We start from the raw sequence: 21,542 nt of genomic DNA on the forward strand, positions 1-21,542 counted from the left end.
TTCAAAGCGCCACAGCCTTGAATCCAATGCCCCAGGCTGATCCACTTCACTCTCAGATACGTTTGTTAAAGTGTCACTGTACCCAGTTTTCTCTCACCCATACAACAACTTATCTTCAAATTCTCTTAAATAAATGGGGGCAGGTACACTTTAAATAAATGGGGTCAGGTACACTTTAAGCGGAAAGTTAGCTTCAAAGCGCCACAGCCTTGAATCCAATGCCCCAGGCTGATCCACTTCACTCTCAGATACGTTTGTTAAAGTGTCACTGTACCCAGTTTTCTCTCACCCATACAACAACTTATCTTCAAATTCTCTTAGATCCCAGTTTCAGCAGCCGTCCGCGTTAGCTGGCGGTCTGTCTGCAAACCTTTTACCTACCAATAGAGAAATGGCGGGGAGGCAGTGTCGAGTTGGCCTTTGCTGACCTTCCACAGCAGGGAGGCTGTGGAAGAGCTTATAGGGACATATTCACAGCGTGTCTGCGAAGGCCAATCCGGCGCTGCCTTTCACTTCTTTATTGGGTAAAGCATTGATGACGCCTTCGAGAGATCCTGAGACAAGCTCAGGATGACGGATAAACGAGACGGCATTGGATCGGCTCTGGATAAACCAGGCGAATGAAATCCTGAGACGCACTTAGGATGACCGATAGACGAGGCCACGCAGTGCCTATTCAGACTAACAAAAAACCTGACGTTCCCCTTCCCTGCCCACTACACTAAAACTCCCAACCACCATACATTAAGGACGACTTATGAACGCTAACCCCTTCGGCTGGGTGGAAATCCCGGCTATGGATTTAGCCCGCGCGCAAACCTTTTACCAGCAGGTCTTTGCCTACCAGTTCGACACCCTGGAAATGGGTGAGACGATGATGGCCATGTTCCCCTTCGATCACGAGAAGCCCAATGCCAGCGGCGCCCTGGTCAAAGGGGAAGGCTATGTACCGCAAAAGCAGGGCTTTTTGGTGTATTTCAGTGTCGAGGATGTGGCCCCTACCCTCAAAAACATTACAAAGGCTGGCGGCAAGGTGCTGCAGGAGAAAATGAGCATCGGCGAACACGGCTTTATCGGCCTGTTTGAAGATTCTGAGGGCAACCGCCTGGGCCTGCATTCCAGACAGTAATTTTTTAATCTGAATCAAACCGTTACGGCATAGCTTTGATATGCTGAATAGAAACGTCTAACAAACAGCGTTGCCGTGACGAACTCCATCGACACCCAAGCATTTATTCTGCTGGGCATTGCCCTGGCCATCGGCCTGCTGATTGGCGTTGAGCGGGGCTGGCGTTTTCGCCAGCAAGAGGAAGGCAAACGGGTTGCGGGCCTTCGTACCTTTGGCCTGACCGGCTTGTTAGGCGGCTGCAGCGGCATGCTACTGCAAAATCTGGGCGGACTCGGCTTTGCCCTGATTTTTATCGGCTTTTGTTTAAGCGTGGCGGTGGCGTACTGGAGTCGCAGCGATCAGGGCGCCGATGCCAGTATTACCAGCCTGATCAGCCTGTTGTTAACCTTTGTGCTGGGTGCCATGGCCGCCCTGAATCTGCCGGAAGTGGCGGTAGCCGCCGCCGTGGTGTCGGCTTTATTGCTGCGTTACAAAGAGCTGTTACATGGCTGGCTGCAAAAGCTCGAAGAACGGGAACTGCAAGCCGCCCTCCAATTGCTGCTGATTTCCCTGGTGATGCTGCCAGTGCTGCCGGATGAGGGCTACGGCCCCTGGCAGGTGCTTAACCCTTATGAAATCTGGTTAATGGTGGTGCTGATCGCCGGTATTTCCTTTATCGGCTATGTGGCGATGAAATGGGGCGGCGCCGACAAAGGCATTATCCTCACCGCACTCAGTGCCGGCATGGTCTCTTCCACCGCCCTCACCCTGCACTTTTCCCGGCTGTCGCGCCAGCAATCTGAGTTAAGCAGTCGCTTGTCGGTGGGGATTTTGCTGGCCTGCGGCACCATGTTCCCAAGAGTGCTGTTGGTGGCCAGCCTGATTAACCCGGCGATTTTTAATGAGCTGTGGCTGCCGGTTACTGTGATGGCGCTGATCCTGCTGCTGGCCTGTGCCCTGCTATGGAATCGTCGCGGTGCCACCAAGGCCAGTATCACTCATCTGGTCAATCCGCTGGAGTTGCGTTCGGCCATCCTGTTCGGCGGCCTGCTGACCCTGATCCTGCTGGCCGGTAAGGCTCTGACCGAGTTTTTCGGCGAGGCAGGGATCTATATTCTGGCGGTGGTGTCCGGCATTGCCGATGTGGATCCGGTTAACCTGACGTTGTCGCGCATGAGCCTTGCTGATATCAGCGTGGATAAGGCCGCACTGGGCATACTGCTGGCCTCCTCCACCAATACCCTGGTCAAGGCGCTGATTTCAGTGTCGGTGGCCGGTGCCGGTATGTTGTGGCGGGTGCTACTGCCGCTGCTGCTGGCAGCGGTAACGGGCCTGGCCATTGCCTGGATTTAATTCGGGCTAAAAACCAAAGCCACAACTAAACACAAAGGGGATCCAGTTTGACCAGATCCCCTTGGTGTTTTAACCGTTATCGGCTGCGGCTGGCCTGAGGTTGGCCCTGACGGCTTCTCTGCCCTTTGGGCCCCTTGCCGGCATTGCCTTTTTGCTCCCCGGCTTTTTTCCATTTAGGCTGGGGCGGCAGACCGGTATGTTTGGTCAACGCTTTTTGCCCGCCTCTGGCCTTGGGTGCTTTCTGGCGTTTTTCATCGGCAGATTCCGGTGGCACCAGATGCTGCGGGCCACGGCCAATCAGATCCTCCCGGCCCATTTTCTTTAGGGCTTCGCGGATTTGGGCGAAATTTTTCGGGTCGTGGTAGCGCAACATGGCTTTATGCAGGCGACGGTGAATCTCGCCCTTGGCGGAAAACACTTCCTCGCTGTCTTTGCTGACCTTTTTCAATGCATTGACGCCAGTGTGATACATGGTGGTGGCACTGGCCATGGGCGACGGATAAAAGTTTTGCACCTGATCCAGCTTAAAGCGGTTTTCCTTCAGCCAGATGGCCAGGGCCAGCATGTCTTCGTCGGTGGTACCGGGATGGGAGGCAATAAAATACGGGATCAGGTACTGCTTCTTACCGGCTTCTTCGGAGTATTTGTCGAACAGCTCCTTAAAGCGGTAATAGCTGCCCATGCCCGGCTTCATCATTTTTGACAGAGGACCGTCTTCGGTATGCTCCGGGGCAATTTTCAGATAGCCGCCCACATGGTGCAGGGCCAGTTCCTTCACGTACTCTGGATCTTCCACCGCCAAATCGTAACGTACCCCTGAGGCAATCAGGATTTTCTTGATCCCCGGCAGTTCCCGCGCCCGGCGGTACAGGTTGATGGTGGGCGCATGGTTGGTGTCCATGTGCGCACAAATAGACGGGTATACGCAGGACGGACGGCGACAGGTAGCCTCAGCCTTGGGGCTTTTACAACGCAGCCGGTACATATTGGCCGTCGGCCCACCTAAGTCGGAGATGACGCCAGTGAACCCCGGGACTTTGTCGCGAATATCCTCGATTTCCCGGATAATGGAGTCTTCCGAACGGCTCTGGATAATGCGTCCTTCGTGTTCGGTAATGGAGCAGAACGAACAGCCGCCGTAGCAGCCGCGCATAATATTGACCGAGAAGCGGATCATCTCATAGGCGGGGATTTTCGCTTCCCCATAGGCGGGATGCGGCACCCGCTGATAGGGCAAATCAAATACCGCATCCATCTCTTCGGTTTCCAGCGGCATGGCCGGTGGATTGATCCAGATATGCCGATCCCCATGGCGCTGCATCAACGCGCGGGCACAACCGGGGTTGGTTTCCTGGTGCAAAATCCGCGAAGTGTGGGCATAAAGGGTTTTGTTTTGCGTTACAGTTTCAAAGGCCGGCAGCTTCACGTACACCTGCTCCCAGGGCTTGCGGCGGTTATCCGGCTGGATGACTACGGCTTTGGCCTGCACCGGGGCGGCGATGTCTTCAGTTTTAGCCGAATCGCAATCCGGCACTTCCTGATAGGGACTGGGAATGGGGTCGATTTTTCCGGGCGTGTCCAGATGGGTGGAGTCCACCCCCTGCCACTGGGGTAGCGCCTGTTTCACGAGTATGGCGGTGCCGCGCACATCATGGATATCGGCAATGTTCTCGCCGGCAGCCAGGCGATGGGTCACTTCAATCAGCGGACGCTCGGCATTGCCGTACATCAGCATGTCGGCCTTGGCGTCAAACAGCACCGAGCGGCGCACCTTTTCTGACCAGTAATCATAATGGGCGATACGGCGCAAACTGGCCTCGATGCCGCCGATAATAATCGGCACCTCTTTGTAGGCTTCGCGGCAGCGCTGAGAATATACCGTCACCGCCCGATCCGGGCGTTTTCCGCCCACATTGCCGGGGGTATAGGCATCATCATGGCGCAGCTTTTTGTCCGCCGTATAGCGGTTGATCATGGAGTCCATATTGCCGGCGGTGACGCCGAAATACAGATTGGGCTTACCCAGGGCCATAAAGGCATCTTTGCTGGTCCAGTCCGGCTGGGCAATGATACCCACCCGAAAGCCGTGGGCTTCCAGCACCCGGCCAATTACTGCCATACCGAAGCTGGGGTGATCCACATAGGCATCACCGGTCACCAGGATAATGTCACAACTGTCCCAGCCAAGCTCGGTCATCTCCGCCCGGCTCATGGGCAGAAAGGGCGCCGCGCCAAAGCAATGTGCCCAGTACTTGGGATAGGAAAACAGCGAACGTTCGGCTTTGATGGTGGCTTGAATGGACAAGAAGGCAGACCCGGTTAAAAAAATGCGCGGCATTATACCCTAAAGTGGGTAGGCCGTTGTGGATTTTTTCGCCAATCAGCCGGCTTGCAAGGTAGCCTGCTCTGCCTGTGGCGCTGCATCCAGAGATTGCAGGGCGTGCGCCAGACTGGGGTGGAAACTCAGCACGCCGGGAATGGGCTGTATCCCGGCCCTGGCCAGGGTGCGCAAAGGCTGGAACTGCAAGTCGGCGATCAGTATCTGCGTCTGCTGCTTGGTGCACTGACTGATCAGCTTGTTCAGGGCTGACAGGCCCCCGGCATCGAGTATGGTTACCCCGTCCAGATAGAGAATAAAGCCCTTGTTCTTCTCACACAGCATCGACAGCTCGCCAAAAATGCGATCGGCCGCGGCAAAAAACAACGGCCCGTTTATCTTAAACACCGACCAAGCCAGGGGTAGCTGGCGGTCCACCAACTTTGGATGCTGGCTGATATCGCTAAGACGGGTCATCTCGGCCATCTGTTTGACAAACAATATGGCCGACAGCAGGATGCCGGCGGTAATGGCGATGACCATATCCAGGGCCACCGTCAGGCTGAAACAGGTCAGAAACACCAGGATATCGGCCCGGGGCGCGGTTTTCAGCAGATGCACGGCTTTGGGGGCTTCGCTCATATTCCACGCCACCATTAACAGCAGGGCCGCCATGGCCGACATGGGCAGATAGGCCAGAATATGGCTCAGCAGGATCAGCGCTGCCAGTACAACCAGGGCATGGATCATGGCCGCCACCGGCGAGACAGCTCCTGCGCGATAGTTAGCCGCAGAGCGTGCCAGGGCCGCCGTGGCCGTAATGCCGCCGAAGAACGGCGTAATCACATTGCCTATGCCCTGCCCCAGCAACTCGCTGTTGGCGCTGTGGCGTTTGCCCGTCATGCCATCCAAGACCACAGCGCACAACAGGGACTCGATAGCGCCCAGCATGGCGATAGCAAAAGCCGCCGGCAGCAGATCCCGCAGCAGTTGCCAGTTGAACGACACCCCGGCAGCGCCAGCTTCACCGTTGAGCCAGGGCCACTCGAAGCGGGGTAACAATGGCGGAATGCCGAATCCAGCCGTACCATCAGGCAGCAGATAGCTGAAGCGACTGCCGATAGTATCCAGTTGCATCCCGGCTTGGTTCATGACGAAGGCGGCCAGCGTGGCCAGCACCAGGGCCGGAAGATGACCCGGGACGGGCAGTTTCAGACGGGGCCATAACACCAGCACCGACAGGGTAAAGACTGCCAATAACAGACTGGGCCAGTGAAATCCGGCCAAGCCTCCGGCAAGCTGGGCCAGTTTTTCGAAGTAGTGCCCGGACAGGTTTTCAATTCCAAGCCCGAGCAGGTCATTGATCTGCAGGGTGGCAATAACCACGGCAATGCCCGCAGTAAAACCCAGGGTCACGGGCTCAGGAATATATTCGATAAAACGTCCCAGCCGCAGGCTGGCCATCAGGATCAGGATCAGCCCGGCGCCCAGGGTGGCCAGTAGCAGCCCCGACAACCCATACTGGTTGGCCAGGGGATACAACAACACAACAAACGCCGCAGTCGGCCCTGAAATACTCAGACGGGAACCGCCGCACAGGGCAATGACAAAGCCGCCGATGATGGCCGTATAAAGACCATGCTGTGGCGCGACGCCGCTGGCAATGGCCAGCGCCATGGCCAGCGGAATGGCGATAATGCCGACCGTCAGCCCTGCTATCAGATCCCGGCGAAAAGACGCCAGTCCGTACCCGCCGGACAGGCAGGCCTCCCGAAACGCATGGCAGATACGCAGAGAAAACAAATGACTTCGGTGTGACACTGCAACTCCCCACAAAGGACCCGACATTACCTGGGTTTGCTTATCAGATCCTTAATCACGCTCAAAGAGCCCCTGTCCGATGGATCGGGACAGATCCTGAACCCCAGGTTCCGGCAAAACTGCAACATGCCGACATTATTGGCCAGTACCTGCCCTTCCATCCGGCTCAGACCCCTTTCCCTGGCGACGCGGATCAGCTCCGTCATGAGATGCCATCCGACGCCATGATGTTGCCAGGCATCGGCCACCACCACGGCGAATTCACAGGCATCGCCCTGGCGGTTGACGATATAGCGGCACACCCCGACTTCCTGTTGTTCTGCCCCTTCCCCCACCATGGCAACCAAGGCCATCTCCTTTTCAGGATCCGGGTTGGTGAACCGTTTCAGCATCTGTGGGCTGAGTTCCCTGATATTGGCCATAAAACGGAAATGTTTGGACTGTGCAGACAGATGCCGCACAAAGTCTTGTTCCAATTCGGCGTCCTGCGGGCATATGGGACGAATAATCAGTCGCTTACCATTGTCCAGGCTCACTTCAAGGGGATACTTAGCCAAGGCCGGGAACAGATTGCATAGCAGCACCGTATTGCCAGATCAACATGCCCCACAGCACGGTCAGCACTATGACGCTGGCTAAAAAGGCCAGCAACCGGTGCATCACATGGTTATAGCTAAGGTGGATAAGGGTATGCACAACCCGAAAACCCACAAACCCCCAGGCCAGAGCAACGGCCAGCAGGGATTCCATATTGAGCAGCATATACAGCACCCCTACCAGATAAAACAGCACCGGCATCTCGAACAGGTTCTGGTACTGACGGCCGGCTTGTAAGACTTTTTCAGGGATCTCCTGACCCTGCATCACTTTGAAATAAGAAAACCGAATGGTGCCGGCTTTGGCAGCGCCAATACGGCGTTTCAGCATGACCATGGCGACAACCAGGGTCAGCAGAAACATAGCAAATAAGGGATAGAGCATAATGATTTACCTGTTATTGTTTTTTCGTATTAACTAGTCTGTATCAAAAACCCCCAACCAGTACAGGGACATTTTCATGAGTAAACGTTTTATCACCGCCCGGGAGTTGCTGCAGGACTCTTTCCGCCTGGCCGCCAAAGTCTATGAGGACGGCTTGAGACCCCACTTTATTGTTGGCATCTGGCGCGGCGGGGCGCCAATTGGCATTGCGGTGCAGGAATATTTTGATTTCAAAGGGGTGGAAACGGATCATATCGCCGTGCGTACCTCCTCCTACCACGGTATCGGCCAGCAGAGCAAGGAGATCCGGGTGCATGGGCTGCATTACCTGATTGAGAATGCCAATGCCCAGGACAGTCTGCTGATTGTGGATGATGTGTTTGATTCAGGACGCAGCGTCGAGGCGCTCATCGAGCAGATCACCAAGCTCGCGCGAAACAATACCCCGGCGGATATCCGCATTGCCTGCCCCTGGTACAAGCCGGCCAACAATAAGACCAGCCTGGTGCCCCACTACCATATCCATGAAAGTGACGAGTGGTTGGTGTTCCCCCATGAAATCAGCGGCCTGACCCCTCAGGAACTGGCCGAGGGCAAATCGGATCTGGCCGATATCCAGCATCTTTTAAAGTGACTGCAAGTTGGCAGTTGGCAGTTGGCAGTTGGCAGTTGGCAGGAGTGACAATAAGCCGCCATCCTTGTTAATTCAAACAGCGTCTCAATAAAAAGGCCGGAATATAATCCGGCCTGATGTCAATTCAGTGCTCAATCAAACTGACCACTGATAACTGCACACTGCAAACTTTAAACGCCGTGCTTTTCGCCCAGGTACAGCCAGGTGTCCACCACCGTATCCGGATTAAGGGACACGCTGTCGATGCCCTGCTCAACCAGCCAGGCGGCCAGATCTTCATGATCCGAGGGTCCCTGCCCGCATATTCCGACATATTTGCCCCGGGCCTTGGCGGCCTTAATCGCCATCGACAGCAGGGCCTTGACGGCTTCGTTGCGCTCGTCGAACAAATGAGCAATTAAACCGGAATCCCGATCCAGGCCCAGGGTGAGCTGGGTCAGATCATTGGAGCCGATGGAGAAACCGTCGAAGATATCCAGGAACTGGTCTGCCAGCAGGGCGTTTGAAGGCAGTTCGCACATCATGATAATCCGCAACCCTTTTTCGCCCTGTTTGAGTCCCTGTTCGGCCAGTAACTGGATGACCTTACGGCCCTCTTCCAGGGTGCGGACGAAGGGAATCATCACTTCCACATTGGTCAGGCCCATCTGGTTGCGGACCCGTTTAATGGCTTCGCATTCCAGGGCAAAACATTCGCGGAAATCCTCTGAGATATAACGGCTGGCGCCACGGAAACCCAACATGGGGTTTTCTTCGTGGGGTTCATACTGGAACCCTCCCACCAGGTTGAAGTACTCGTTGGACTTAAAGTCCGACATGCGTACGATGACTTTCTCCGGCGAGAACGCCGCGCCGATGGTGGCGATGCCTTCCACCAGTTTCTGGATGTAGAACTCTTTGGGCGACGGGTAGCCGGCCATCATCTCGTCGATTTCGGTTTTGACTTCTTCCGGCTGGCTGTCATAACTCAACAGCGCCTTGGGGTGCACGCCAATCATGCGGTTGATGATAAATTCCAGGCGGGCCAGGCCGACTCCGGCGTGGGGCAGCCGGGCAAAGTCGAAAGCCCGGTCAGGATTGCCCACGTTCATCATGACCTTCAACGGCAATTCAGGCATGGCGTCGATGCGAGAGGTCACCACCTCAAAATCCAGTACCTCGCCATAGATGTAACCCGTATCGCCCTCGGCACAGGACACAGTGACCTTGTCGCCGGTCTGGATCACTGCCGTAGCGTCACCGCAACCCACCACTGCCGGAATGCCCAATTCCCTGGCAATAATGGCTGCATGGCAGGTACGGCCGCCACGGTTGGTGACGATGGCCGACGCCTTTTTCATGATCGGCTCCCAGTCAGGATCCGTCATATCCGTGACCAGCACGTCGCCGGGCTGGATCTTGTCCATTTCATCTATGGAGCTCAGCACCTTGGCTACACCACTGCCAATCTTGTGACCGATAGCGCGTCCCTCCACCACCACCTTCGCGTTGCCTTTGAGGTGGAAGCGCTCGATGGTCTGGGCATCTTCACGGCTTCTGACCGTTTCCGGGCGGGCCTGGACTATGTACAACTTGCCGTCCAATCCGTCTTTGGCCCATTCGATGTCCATGGGACGCTGATAATGCTTTTCGATGATCCGGGCCTGTCTGGCCAGATCCATCACCTCAGCATCGGTGAGGGAAAACTTGTGACTGTCGCTACGCTCCACATCGACAATATCCACCTGCTTGCCATGGCTGGCATCGGAGGAATAAATCATCTTTTTCAGCTTACTGCCCAGATTACGACGCACAACGGCGGGCAGACCTTTTTCCAGGGTCGGCTTATGCACATAAAATTCGTCCGGGTTAACCGCCCCTTGCACCACCATCTCACCCAGGCCGTAGGAAGAGGTAATGAACACCACATCCTCGAAACCGGATTCGGTGTCGATGGTGAACATGACTCCGGAGGCCGCACAGTCGGAACGCACCATGCGCTGCACACCGGCAGACAGGGCCACGCCTTTGTGATCATAGCCCTGGTGAACCCGGTAAGAGATTGCGCGATCGTTGAACAGGGAGGCAAATACGTGCTTGATGGCGGTCATTACCGCATCAATGCCTTTCACGTTGAGGAAAGTTTCCTGCTGGCCGGCAAAGGAGGCGTCCGGCATATCTTCGGCGGTGGCAGAGGAGCGGACGGCGAAGGAGGCATCGCCCCCCGCCTCTATCTGCAACTGCTCGAATGCCTGATGGATGGCCTCTTCCAGACCAGGGGTAAAGGGCGTGTCGATCACCCATTGGCGAATCTGGCTGCCGCACTGGGCCAGGGCAGTCACATCATCCACATCCAGGGCATCCAAGGCGGCGTGGATTTTGTCGTTGAGGCCGCTTTGCTCCAGAAATTCGTTAAAGGCTTCGGCAGTGGTGGCAAAACCGCCTGGCACCATGACGCCTGCATTAGCCAGGTTGGAGATCATCTCGCCGAGCGAGGCATTCTTGCCGCCCACCCGATCCACATCGTTCATCCCTAATTGCTGATACCACAACACGTATTTCTGCACCGCGAACGCCTCCAAATTTGCAAATTGTCAAATCGCCAGACTACTGAAGATAGCTGGCTTTTTTCGCTGGGGATTTTAGAATGTCGGTAATTAAAAAGTAAAATTTTATTTATTTTCGTAATTAATTTACGACATTGTTAAGGATATGTTGTGCGCACCGCCTATTATATTTCGGATGGCACGGCCATTACCTCAGAGGTCTTTGGCCATGCCCTGCTCTCCCTGTTCCCGGTTGAATTCAACCATATCACCATCCCCTTCGTAGAAACGCCTGAGCAGGCAGAAAAAGTAAAGGCAAAAATTGCCAAGACTTTCAAGGAGAGCGGCGAGCGACCTTTGGTGTTTTATACCATCGTCAATATGGATGTGCGGGAAAGTATTTCTAATTCGGTGGGCATCAATTACAACTTTCTCGACCAGTTTGTGCCGCCCCTGGAGAAAATTCTCGGTATCCCGGCCAAACCGGAAAAACACCGTACCCACAGCATTCATGAAAAAACCTATGATATCCGAATCGAAGCGGTGAACTATGCCCTGGCCAATGACGATGGGGCCAATGTGGACAACTACGGCGATGCGGATATTATCCTGGTGGGCGTGTCCCGCTCGGGCAAAACGCCCACCAGTTTGTATCTGGCTCTCCAGTATGGCATCAAGGCGGCCAACTACCCATTCACCGAAGAGGACATGGGCGACATGCTCAAGCTGCCGCCCCGTCTGCGCCAGTTCAAGAGCAAGCTGTTTGGCCTGACCATCGGCGCAGAACGTCTGCACCAGATTCGTTCAGAGCGCCGGGCCAACAGCCGGTATGCCTCCATGCGCCAGTGCCGGATGGAGCTAAGGGAGGTGGAAAACCTGTACCGCCGCGAAGCCATCCCGTTTTTGAACAGCACCCGTTATTCGGTGGAGGAGATCTCCGCCAAAATCCTGGCCGAAACCGGGCTGCAGCGACGCAAGTATTGACAATGCTATGGCATTTTTCCCATATACAAATTGTTACATTCTGGTAAATTATTGGCACCCGGGTCAGGGAAATCGATAAAAGTACAGGTCATCCCCGCCGTGCGGACCTGTCGATAACAATAAGTGCCAGGATGTCTGATGTTTTACCGGTTAAGAAATGATTTTCGCCTGTCTGTAATCTCACTACTGAGCCTGTGCGCCTTTGTCGGTATCACCCCCTTTGCCCTGTATCGTTTCTGGCAGGGCAATATGCTGGCCGCCCTGGTGGACAGCCTGATTCTGTTCAGTATTCTGTCGGTATTGACCTATGCTTGGTTTTCCGGCGACACCAAGCGCAGTGGGTTTTTGATGGCCCTGGTGGTCAGCGCCGGCGGTCTGACCATCGTAAACCTGCTCGGCCTGGTGGGGCTGTTCTGGCTGTATCCCTGCTTTATCACCGGTTTTTTTCTCACTTCCTCCAGGATGGCCGTGCTGATCAACGGCATCACCTTGCTGGCGTTGTTTGTGCTAAAACTGGACAGCTTGTCGCTGGAACACCTGATTTCTTTTGCCACGACGGCGCTGGTAGTCAGCGCCTGCGCCTATATATTTGCCCTGCGCAACGAGTCCCAGCACCGGCGCCTGGCCCATATCGCCACCCTGGATCCGCTGACCGGGGTAAAGAACCGGCGCGCCATGGAAGAGGAACTGAGCCGGGCGGTCGCCAACTTCGAGCGCCATCAACTCAGTTGCGCGCTGGTCATCCTGGATCTGGATCATTTCAAGGCAATCAATGACAACCACGGCCATGGGGTCGGCGATTCGGTACTGAACCAATGTGTGCAAATACTCGGCGAGAATATCCGTAAGTCTGATCGGCTGTTTCGCTTCGGTGGCGAGGAATTTGTACTGCTGCTACCGGGTGTGGACAGACAGGGCATGCACTCGGTAGTGGATAACCTGTATCAGGTGGTGCGCAGCGAACTGAAGTGCCCGTCCGGGCCGGTTACTGCGTCTTACGGGGCCACTTTGCTGCAAGCGGGCGATACGGCCGACAGTTGGATGGAACGGGCCGATACGGCACTCTACCAGGCTAAGCAAAACGGACGCGACAAGGTCGTGCTCAGCTAAGGGGCAAAAAGGCAGCCGGAGCTGCCTTTGCTCATCATCCGACCTTTCAGGCCTTCAGATAATCGGCCACCAGAAACGCCAGTTCCAGTACCTGATCGGCGTTGAGGCGCGGATCGCACTGGGTCTGATAGCACTGGCCCAGATCCGCCTCGCCAATACCATAGGCACCGCCGATGCATTCGGTGACATGCTGGCCGGTCATCTCCAGATGGATACCGCCGGCATGGGTGCCTTCGGCCCGGTGGGCCTGGAAGAAATGCTGGATCTCCTTAAGGATGTCGTCAAAGTTTCTCGTTTTATAACCGCTGGACGCCTTAACCGTATTGCCGTGCATAGGATCGGAACTCCAGACCACCTTACGGCCTTCCCGCTGCACCCTGCGCAGCAGCGCCGGCAACTTATCAGCGAGATTATTGGCGCCCATGCGGGTGATCAGAGTCAGGCGTCCCGCTTCGTTGTGCGGATTCAGGGCATCGATCAGGCGAATCAGCTCATCTTCGCCCATCCCAGGGCCGATTTTGACGCCGATAGGATTATGAATGCCGCGGAAAAACTCCATATGGGCATGATCCAACTGACGGGTCCGCTCGCCGATCCACAGCATATGCGCCGAGCAGTTGTACCACTTGCCGGTCAGGGTGTCGTTACGGGTCAGGGCCTGCTCATAATTGAGCAATAAGGCCTCATGGGAAGTAAACAGGCTGGTTTCGTGCAGTTCTCTGTGGTTCTTGGCATTGATGCCAATCACTTCCATAAAAGACAGCGTATCCTGGATCCGCTGGGCCATATCCTGATAGCGCTCTTTGAGCGGATTATTTTCCAGAAAGGCCATATTCCAACGATTCACCTGGTGCAGATCGGCCAGTCCGCCCTGTGCAAAGGCCCTTAGCAGGTTGAGGGTGGCCGCCGCCCGGTGATAGGCTTCCACCATCCGCTCCGGGTTGGGTTTTCTTGCCGCTTCGGTAAATTCGAAACTGTTGATGATATCGCCCCGGTAACTGGGCAGGGACAAGCCGTCGATGGTTTCCATATCACCGGAGCGGGGCTTGGCATACTGGCCGGCCATCCGCGCTACTTTGGTCACCGGGCAACGGCCCGCGAAGGTCAGCACAATGGCCATCTGCAGGATGACCTTGAAGGTATCCCGTATTTTGGGCGCGTTAAATTCATCGAATGACTCGGCACAATCGCCGCCCTGCAGCAGGAAGCCTTCGCCATTGGCCACATCACCCAGTTGTCTGAACAGCTCACGGGTCTCGGCAGCAAAGACCAGCGGCGGATACTTGGCCAGACGGGTTTCCACTTCACTCAGGTGTTGCTGATCTTCATAGGTTGGCTGCTGCAAAATAGGCAGCTTGCGCCAACTGTCGGGTTGCCACTGGCTCACAGGTTTTCCTTTTCTCGGTTGGATGGCCGCATAGACGGCCGATTAGGGACTGGGGAAACTTACGAGTTATGAAAGAAAATTTCAATGGGCAATTCAGGCAAGATAGGTCTGAATTAGTCTATTTTGTTCTGTGTCGGTCAGCACCCTGACCTGGCAGTCGAATACCTGCTGCAGCAGGCCAGGCTCCAGAGTCTGTTGGGGGCTGCCGTCGGCCAGCAGTTTTCCGTCCTTGAGCAGACAAATCCGGGTAGCGTACATCTGCGCCAGATTCAGTTGGTGGTGGCTGATAACCAGCACGTTGCCCCGCCCTGTCAGCTTTTTCAGCAACTGACAGAGTTTATGCTGATGAGAAAAATCCAGCCCCTGTACCGGCTCGTCCATCAGGATCATGGCCTCCCCCGCTTCCACCGCAGGCCAGATCTGCGTCAGACTGCGGGCAATCTGTACCCGACGCAGCTCACCGCCTGACAACTGGTTCATGGGCCGCGACCAGAATTGCCGGATCTCCAGTGCAGCTTCCAGCTCCTCCGGCAGTGTCAGGCCGGGGCTGGCGAATGCCAGGCATTCGCGCACTGTCACGGCAAACTGGGTTTGCTGTTGTTGCTCCATCAGGCAACGGTAGCCGGCCAGCTCCATGGGGCTTTGCTGGTCAAGGGATCTCCCCTGCCAGGAGACTTCACCGGCATCCGGCTGAAGCAAACCGGCCAGGGTCAGCAACAAACTGCTCTTGCCCGCGCCGTTGGGACCCAGCAGATGCACACTTTCACCGCCGCTGACTGTCAGTCTGATATCGATCAGCCGGTTCGACAAGGTCAGCCTCTGTACTCTTAACATCTCAGCGTCCCGCCATTCTGAGGATGGAATAGAGGAATACCGGGCCGCCCAGCGTGGCGGTCAGCATGGAAACCGGCACGGCCACCCCGCCGAATTGTTTGGATATCAGCACTACCAGCAATAGCAAAATGGCGCCGAGCAATGCCGAAGCCGGCAGGATAAAGCGATTGTCATGACCACAAAAATTGCGCAGCAGATGCGGCACCAACAACCCCACAAAGGCGATGGAACCGGCCAATGACACCGCTATTCCCACCAACAGCGCGCTGATAAGCAGCATTCTGGGAAAAAAACGCCCTACATCCAGACCACTGAGCTGGGCCGAGCGCTGGCCGAAATACAACCAGTTGAGCGCCTGCCCCTGGCGCATCAGGACGGTCAGCAGGATAACCACCAGCGGCAGGGCCATCAGCACCAGTGGCAAGTCCGCCTGGTGCAGGCTGCCCAGCAACCAGAAAGTCAGGTTGCGCAGGGACTGGGCATCGGAGAAAAAGTACAGCCAGGCCAGCACTCCGCCACTGAGGGTGGAAATGGCGATTCCGGAGAGGATGACACCGGCATTTGATGCAGTACCCAGGCGTCTGGCAATCAGGTAAATCAACAGGGTGGACAGCATGGCCCCGATAAAGCTGAACAACGGCAGGGCGTACCTGACCAACCCCAGCGCCAGATGACTGCCCAGCAGCAGGTACAGGGCCGCAAACAGACTGGCTCCGCTGGTAATACCTACTATACCGGGGTCTGCCAGCGGATTGCGCAGCATCACCTGTAACAATGCAGAACTGGCGGCGAGGCTGGCACCAACCAATATCGCGCACAGCACCAGGGGGATTCTCAGTTGCATCAGTATCTGTCTGCTGCTGTCCTGGTCAAGGTCAAGGTCGACCAACGCCACATAGCTTGCCAGCAGCAGGAGCAACAGGCCCAGGGCGGCAAGTATGAGCCGGCGGTCAGGCATCAGGCGTTGGTTTCCAGCTTTTGCAACAACACCTCACAGCCCTGTTCAATCATCTCCAGGACCAGTTCAAAACCCCGGCGCCCACCATAGTAAGGATCCGGCACTTCCTCTTCGTCCTGTTCGGCGAACTGCAAAAAGAGTTTAAGTTTATGCTGATACTCCGGCGGACAGATAGCTTGCAGGTCGCTGAGGTTCTGTCTGTCCATGGCCAGCACCAGATCGAAACGGACAAAATCCTCAGCGTCCACCGGCCGGGATCGCTGTCTGGAGAAATCATAGCCCCTGGCCTGGCCTGCGTCCCGGGTGCGTTTGTCCGGCAGGCTGTTTTTGTGAAACCCCGAGGTCCCGGCTGAATCCACCCGGATGGGTACGCCGCGGCTCGCCGCCAGACTTTCGAGTACCGCCTGGGCAGTAGGGGAACGACACAGATTACCCAGGCAGACAAAAAGTACCGAAGGGGTTTGCAAAGCTTCAGATGATTGCATTAACAACAAGAATGGCCACAGAAAAAGTGGCCATTACTATGTCAGATTTGCCTGATCAGTCAACCGCAGCCTTGACCGGCTGCGGCATTAGTGTGCAGTTCAGCCCTGTTGCAGGGCGCGGATGCGTTTTTCCAGCGGCGGATGGCTGAGGAACAATTCGGCCATGGCCGACTTCCCACGGATGCCGAAAGCCATCAGGCTGCCCTCCAGTTTGGATTCCTGGCTGTATTTCAGCCTTTGCAGTGCCGCGATCATCTTATTGCGTCCCACCAGGGAGGCTGAACCGGCGTCGGCCCGGTATTCCCGGTAACGGCTGAAGCCCATGACGATAATGCTGGCCAGGATGCCAAATACCAACTCCAGCACCAACACGGTGGCCATATAGGCAAAGAAGCTGCCCTGGTTGTTGTTGCCCCGTACCAGGTTGGCAATCACCCGCGCCAGGAAGATCACAAAAGTGTTAAGGATCCCCTGCAGCAAGGTCATGGTGACCATGTCGCCGTTGGCAATATGACTGACTTCATGGGCCAGCACTGCTTCGGCCTCCTCCTGACGCATGCTCTCCAGCAGCCCCGTGGACACCGCTACCAGGGCGTTGTTCCGATTGGCGCCCGTGGCAAAGGCATTCATGTCCGGTGATTGGTAGATCGCCACCTCCGGCATGCCGATACCGGACTGCTTTGCCAACCGCTCCACGGTACTGACCAGCCATTGCTCGGTCTGGTTGGCGGGCCGGCTGATGACATGGGCGTTAACTGACCGCTTGGCCAGCCACTTGGACATCAGCAGGGAAATAAAAGCGCCGCCAAAGCCGAAAATACTGGCAAATACCAGTAATCCGCCCATGCCCTGGGGGTCGATATTCATAAAGCGAAACACCAGATTCATCACAATGCCCAACACCAGCACCACTGCCAGGTTGGTTGCGATAAAAAGTACCACGCGTTTCATACTGTCTCCGGATTGATTGACTGAACATATTGTGTGGGTACGGAGGAAATTTTCAATGCGGCAAAGTGTGAGCAATTATTTCATCCCTGTGTGACCATGACAGGAACAATGTAGCTCCCTATAATGGCTCGGCAAAAAATCAGGACGGTAAAGATGAATCTATTGATGTTGAGCAGCTCAAGGGAAGGGCAAAGCGCCTATCTGCAATCGGCCCGTGAAATGATTTTGCCCCACCTGCAGGGCGTGGAGCAGATTCTCTTTGTGCCTTTTGCCGGGGTTACCCTGGACTGGGATAGTTATACAGACAAGGTGCAGCGGGCCCTGCCGGAGTTTGAGATCCTGGGCCTGCACAGGACGGAGCGTCCCGCGGACGCCATTCGCCAAGGCAGCAGCATCATGGTAGGTGGGGGAAATACCTTTAACCTGCTTAACGAGCTGTACCGGCAGCAGTTGCTGGAGCCTGTCAGGCAGGCAGTTCACAGCGGCATCCCTTATGTGGGCTGGAGCGCCGGGGCCAATATCTGTGGAGACAGTATTCGTACCACCAACGATATGCCCATTGTCCAACCGCCCTCCTTCGCTGCCCTGAAACTGGTTCCTTTCCAAATCAATCCCCATTACACCGATTACCAGGTGCCGGGTCATAACGGCGAAACCCGCGCCGACCGTCTGGCGGAATTCATGGTGCTGAATCCCGCCATGCCGGTACTGGCCATCCGCGAGGGCAGCGCGCTAAAGCGCGAAGATGATAAGCTGCATCTGCTGGGTACCCATCCTGCCCTGATCTTTGCTGCCGGACACCAGACCAGCATCCAGCCCGGCACCGATCTGTCAGATTATCTTGAGGAGAGCCGATGAAAATCGTTGAAATCAAACACCCCCTGGTAAAACACAAAATCGGCCTGTTGCGTGACATGCACATCAGTACCCGGGAGTTTCGCCAACTGGCCAGGGAAATAGGCAGCCTGCTGACTTATGAAGCCACCTCGGATCTGCCCACCGAGAAAATCACCATCAATTGCTGGAGCGGTCCGACAGAGATAGATCAGATCCAGGGTAAGAAGGTCACCATAGTCCCGATTCTGAGGGCGGGACTGGGCATGCTCGACGGGGTGCTGGAGCTGATCCCCAACGCCAGGATCAGTGTCGTGGGCATCTATCGGGACGAGGAAACCCTGCAGCCGGTCCCCTACTTTCAGAAGCTGACCGCCGATCTGGATCAGCGCCTGGCCATTATAGTGGATCCCATGCTGGCCACCGGCGGCTCCATGATCGCTACCATTGAACTGCTCAAGGCCAGTGGCTGCAAACATATTAAAGCGCTGGTGCTGGTTGCAGCGCCAGAAGGCATCGAAGCGCTTAAGAAGACCCATCCGGATGTGGATCTCTATACCGCCGCCATCGATCAGGGTCTTAATGACAAGGGCTATATCCTGCCCGGTCTGGGCGATGCCGGTGACAAGCTGTTCGGCACCAAGTAAGGGGCAGCAGTATCAAGCCGGTCATAAAAGCGGAGTGAGATCCAGATACTGATGGGCCAGCCCGGCATTGGCCAGTCTTGGGATATGACCAAGAAAAGGCCCATTGAGCTCGGCTTTCAGCAGCGCCAGGTTGTCCGCCACATAAGGCATATCCGTTTCCACCTGATTGGCTATCCAGCCGACCAGCTCCAGTCCGTCACGGCTGATGGCCTCTGCAGTCAGCAAGGCATGGTTCAGGCAGCCCAGCCGCATTCCCACCACCAGGACCACAGATAGCTTCTGTTCCTTCACCCAGTCTGACAGAAAGCGGCCTCCGCCAAGGGGCAGCCGCCAGCCCCCGGCTCCTTCCACCAACAGCAGATCGGGACTGTACTCGGCGAAATGGCGCAGGTTGTCGGAAAGTCGGGATTCATCGATCGTCATGCCCTGCTGGCTGGCGGCAATATGCGGCGCTACGGGGGCGGCAAACGCAATGGGATTGACCTGTGCATAAGGCAGGGAAACACTGGCCGCCTGTTGCAGGGCCAGGGCGTCTTCGTTACGCAGGCCTTCTTCTGTATCCACGCAGCCAGAGGCCACTGGCTTGCAGGCTGCAGTTCTGAGCCGGCGGTTGTTCAACTGGTTGAGGATGGCGACCGAGGCGAAGGTTTTGCCGACTTCCGTATCTGTTCCGGTGACGAATATTCTTTTCATTATTTTTGGCACTCCAGAAAACAGATCCGGTAACTTAACGGCAGACTGCCGGCCTGGGTGTAACAATTTGTATAGTAATCTTGCAGTTTGACCAGGGCACCGCGAGTCAGAGGCGCTGTGGGGGTGCGCAGCACCACGCCCGCGCCGATGTCCTTGACGGAATGCAACAGCGCCCGTACATCCTTATGCCAGCTATGGAAAAGCCGAATCCGGGCCCGGACATGGAAACCACAATCCCGCGCAGCCGCCTGCAGTTCGTCTGCAGCCACGAAACGGTTGGCATGACTCGGTTGGTCCAGCGCCTGCCAGCTGTCATGCAACTCCTGGAATGAACCCTCCACCATCAGCGCCAGTGTCGCCCGCCCCCCGGGGGTCAGTACCCGATGGATCTCAGCAAGAAACTGCTGCGGCTGACACCATTGCAGCGCCATGGAAGAAAAGACCCCCTGCAGCGCCTCCGAACGAAAAGGCAGGGACTCTGCGTCAGCGGCAACAAGGGGCAACTGGCCATAAGACCGGGTACTGGCAAATTGCAACATGCCCTGGGCGATATCCAGACCCACCACCTGTGCGGCCTTATCCCGCAACCGACGGGTTAGCCGCCCTGTGCCACAGCCGATGTCCAGAAGCCAACCTGGATGTGACGGATGGAGGGCCAGGGCCTGCTCGCCGATCGCCAGTTGCACATCAGCCAGCCGGTCATAGCCAGCGGCCGCCTTACTGAACTGTTCGGCAATACGTTCCTTGATGGCAAGATCACTGGCCAAGGGCATAGCCTCCTGCCACTACCTTTACCAATGCCTTTATCTGGGCCTGTTCATGGGCCGCAGTAACAGTTATGCGTAACCTTGAACTACCGGGGGGGACGGTGGGCGGACGAATGGCTGTCAGCCAGACGCCTCGCTGACGCGCATATTCGGCCAGTTGAACGGTCCGCGTGACAGAACCGACCAAAAGAGGCTGGATAGCCGTTTGTGATTCCATCAGTGGCAGCCCGGCCTGGTTGGCCAGACGCCGGAACAACTGAATATTGTCCTGCAGTCTCTGCCGTCGCCAGCCCTGTGTTTCAATCAACTGCAGGCTCTTTAATGTCAGGGCCGCCATCAGCGGTGAGATGGCGGTACTGTAAATATAATGGCGGCCAAAGTTAAGCAGGTATTCATACAGCGTCTCATTTAACGCCACGAAGGCACCACTGGTCCCCACGGCCTTACCGAAGGTGGCCATCAACAGCGGTACCCGGCTCTGATCAAGACCCATTGCCTGCACCGTGCCCAGTCCGGTGTTCCCCAGCACGCCAAAACCATGAGCATCATCCAGCAGCATCAGTGCCCCGGCGTCGTTAACCCGGAGGACCATTTTCGCCAACGGCGCCTGATCCCCGTCCATGCTGAAGACCCCTTCTGTCATGACCAGGCAGTCGTCCTTTGTCTTGTCCAGCAATTGGCCAAGATGTCCGGCGTCATTGTGCCTGAAGCGCTGCAATCTTGCCGGTCCGTGTTGGGCAGCATCCAGCATGGACGCATGGCTGAGTTTGTCGGCGAGAATCCTGCCGCCATGGCGCATCAGGGTCTGGATCACGGCCTGATTGGCGGCGAAACCGCTGGAAAAGAGTAGCACCCGGTCACGGCCAAGCTGTTGGGCCAGATAGTCTTCCAATTGGGTGTGAGCCTGCAGATGTCCGGTTACCAACGGGGACGCGCCGCTGCCACTGGGGTGTTGGCGGGCACAGGATTCTGCCACGGATTGGAGTTCCGGCGAATAAGCCAGCCCCAGATAGTCATTGCTGGAAAAGTTGAGATACCAACGCCCGTCGAGTCGCAACCGGCCGGGTTCGGCCTCCTCCACAAGGTGGCGATGGCGGTACAGGCCCGCCGCTCGCCGGGCCGTCAGATCGGCAGCGACAAATGCAAAACTCAT

The 21,542-nt window shown here is 56.3% G+C and carries 21 protein-coding genes; 7 read left to right on the forward strand and 14 right to left on the reverse strand.

All coding sequences use genetic code 11. The features are described 5' to 3' along the window. Positions 1-471 precede the first annotated feature (471 nt). Positions 472-639 (reverse strand): hypothetical protein, encoded by a 168-nt coding sequence (locus J0A66_RS18345; RefSeq protein ID WP_206575311.1) that lies wholly within the window; start codon positions 637-639, stop codon positions 472-474. A gap of 118 nt (positions 640-757) precedes the next feature. Here J0A66_RS18345 and J0A66_RS18350 point away from each other — a divergent pair, with 118 nt between their 5' ends. Then, positions 758-1,129 (forward strand): VOC family protein, encoded by a 372-nt coding sequence (locus J0A66_RS18350; RefSeq protein WP_206575312.1) that lies wholly within the window; start codon positions 758-760, stop codon positions 1,127-1,129. 75 nt (positions 1,130-1,204) lie between these two features. Next, positions 1,205-2,461 (forward strand): MgtC/SapB family protein, encoded by a 1,257-nt coding sequence (locus tag J0A66_RS18355; RefSeq protein ID WP_338143917.1) that lies wholly within the window; start codon positions 1,205-1,207, stop codon positions 2,459-2,461. 76 nt (positions 2,462-2,537) lie between these two features. Here J0A66_RS18355 and J0A66_RS18360 read toward each other — a convergent pair whose 3' ends face one another. The 4 genes from J0A66_RS18360 to J0A66_RS18375 form a co-directional block, all read right to left on the reverse strand. Beyond that, the gene (locus tag J0A66_RS18360; RefSeq protein WP_338143920.1) at positions 2,538-4,760 is read right to left on the reverse strand and encodes a YgiQ family radical SAM protein; all 2,223 of its coding nucleotides are present in this window, start codon (positions 4,758-4,760) and stop codon (positions 2,538-2,540) included. A gap of 81 nt (positions 4,761-4,841) precedes the next feature. Further along, complete coding sequence (gene dauA, locus J0A66_RS18365) at positions 4,842-6,599, reverse strand: C4-dicarboxylic acid transporter DauA (protein WP_206575314.1); 1,758 nt, start codon at positions 6,597-6,599, stop codon at positions 4,842-4,844. 26 nt (positions 6,600-6,625) lie between these two features. Then, entirely contained in the window at positions 6,626-7,156 is a 531-nt protein-coding gene (locus J0A66_RS18370) for a GNAT family N-acetyltransferase (RefSeq protein ID WP_206575315.1), read from the reverse strand. Next, entirely contained in the window at positions 7,149-7,580 is a 432-nt protein-coding gene (locus J0A66_RS18375; protein ID WP_206575316.1) for an MAPEG family protein, read from the reverse strand. Before J0A66_RS18375 ends, J0A66_RS18370 begins: the two co-directional genes overlap by 8 nt. A 76-nt stretch (positions 7,581-7,656) precedes the next feature. Between J0A66_RS18375 and J0A66_RS18380 the strand changes: the two genes are divergently transcribed. Continuing rightward, positions 7,657-8,214: a phosphoribosyltransferase gene (locus tag J0A66_RS18380; protein WP_206575317.1), complete on the forward strand. Its 558-nt coding sequence runs from the start codon at positions 7,657-7,659 to the stop codon at positions 8,212-8,214. Between the two features lie 170 nt (positions 8,215-8,384). Here the strand turns inward: J0A66_RS18380 and ppsA are convergent, their stop codons facing one another. Then, entirely contained in the window at positions 8,385-10,760 is a 2,376-nt protein-coding gene (gene ppsA / locus J0A66_RS18385; protein WP_206575318.1) for a phosphoenolpyruvate synthase, read from the reverse strand. A 150-nt stretch (positions 10,761-10,910) separates the two neighbouring features. Here ppsA and ppsR point away from each other — a divergent pair, with 150 nt between their 5' ends. Beyond that, entirely contained in the window at positions 10,911-11,723 is an 813-nt protein-coding gene (gene ppsR / locus J0A66_RS18390) for a posphoenolpyruvate synthetase regulatory kinase/phosphorylase PpsR (RefSeq protein ID WP_206575319.1), read from the forward strand. Between the two features lie 138 nt (positions 11,724-11,861). Then, complete coding sequence (locus tag J0A66_RS18395) at positions 11,862-12,833, forward strand: GGDEF domain-containing protein (RefSeq protein ID WP_206575320.1); 972 nt, start codon at positions 11,862-11,864, stop codon at positions 12,831-12,833. A 46-nt stretch (positions 12,834-12,879) separates the two neighbouring features. On the opposite strand, the gene J0A66_RS18400 is transcribed toward J0A66_RS18395, so the two are convergent. From J0A66_RS18400 to htpX, 5 genes are all read right to left on the reverse strand, one after another. Beyond that, positions 12,880-14,220: a class II 3-deoxy-7-phosphoheptulonate synthase gene (locus J0A66_RS18400; protein WP_206575321.1), complete on the reverse strand. Its 1,341-nt coding sequence runs from the start codon at positions 14,218-14,220 to the stop codon at positions 12,880-12,882. A gap of 93 nt (positions 14,221-14,313) precedes the next feature. Continuing rightward, positions 14,314-15,054, reverse strand: coding sequence for an ATP-binding cassette domain-containing protein (locus J0A66_RS18405; protein WP_206575322.1), 741 nt, complete (start codon positions 15,052-15,054; stop codon positions 14,314-14,316). A 1-nt stretch (position 15,055) separates the two neighbouring features. After that, the gene (locus tag J0A66_RS18410) at positions 15,056-16,012 is read right to left on the reverse strand and encodes a FecCD family ABC transporter permease (protein WP_206575323.1); all 957 of its coding nucleotides are present in this window, start codon (positions 16,010-16,012) and stop codon (positions 15,056-15,058) included. After that, entirely contained in the window at positions 16,012-16,497 is a 486-nt protein-coding gene (locus J0A66_RS18415; protein WP_206575324.1) for a low molecular weight protein-tyrosine-phosphatase, read from the reverse strand. The genes J0A66_RS18410 and J0A66_RS18415 overlap by 1 nt, the downstream gene beginning before the upstream one ends. Positions 16,498-16,596: 99 nt before the next feature. Further along, a complete protein-coding gene (htpX, locus tag J0A66_RS18420) occupies positions 16,597-17,448 on the reverse strand; it encodes a protease HtpX (RefSeq protein WP_206575325.1) in 852 nt (283 codons plus the stop codon). Between the two features lie 153 nt (positions 17,449-17,601). Here htpX and pepE point away from each other — a divergent pair, with 153 nt between their 5' ends. Together pepE and upp are read left to right on the forward strand one after the other, a co-directional pair. Further along, positions 17,602-18,306 (forward strand): dipeptidase PepE, encoded by a 705-nt coding sequence (gene pepE, locus J0A66_RS18425; RefSeq protein WP_206575326.1) that lies wholly within the window; start codon positions 17,602-17,604, stop codon positions 18,304-18,306. Continuing rightward, positions 18,303-18,929, forward strand: coding sequence for a uracil phosphoribosyltransferase (upp, locus tag J0A66_RS18430; protein ID WP_206575327.1), 627 nt, complete (start codon positions 18,303-18,305; stop codon positions 18,927-18,929). The genes pepE and upp overlap by 4 nt, the downstream gene beginning before the upstream one ends. Before the next feature lie 21 nt (positions 18,930-18,950). Here the strand turns inward: upp and bioD are convergent, their stop codons facing one another. From bioD to bioF, 3 genes are read right to left on the reverse strand one after another with little or no spacing between them, the layout of a single operon-like run. Then, positions 18,951-19,622 (reverse strand): dethiobiotin synthase, encoded by a 672-nt coding sequence (gene bioD / locus J0A66_RS18435; RefSeq protein WP_206575328.1) that lies wholly within the window; start codon positions 19,620-19,622, stop codon positions 18,951-18,953. Beyond that, positions 19,622-20,395 carry a methyltransferase domain-containing protein gene (locus J0A66_RS18440; RefSeq protein ID WP_206575329.1) on the reverse strand — a complete coding sequence of 258 codons (774 nt, stop codon included), beginning with the start codon at positions 20,393-20,395 and terminating at the stop codon, positions 19,622-19,624. Before J0A66_RS18440 ends, bioD begins: the two co-directional genes overlap by 1 nt. After that, complete coding sequence (gene bioF, locus J0A66_RS18445) at positions 20,379-21,542, reverse strand: 8-amino-7-oxononanoate synthase (RefSeq protein ID WP_206575330.1); 1,164 nt, start codon at positions 21,540-21,542, stop codon at positions 20,379-20,381. The genes J0A66_RS18440 and bioF overlap by 17 nt, the downstream gene beginning before the upstream one ends.

This window comes from Bowmanella dokdonensis, from assembly GCF_017254865.1.
Classification (GTDB): Bacteria; Pseudomonadota; Gammaproteobacteria; order Enterobacterales; family Alteromonadaceae; genus Bowmanella; species Bowmanella dokdonensis.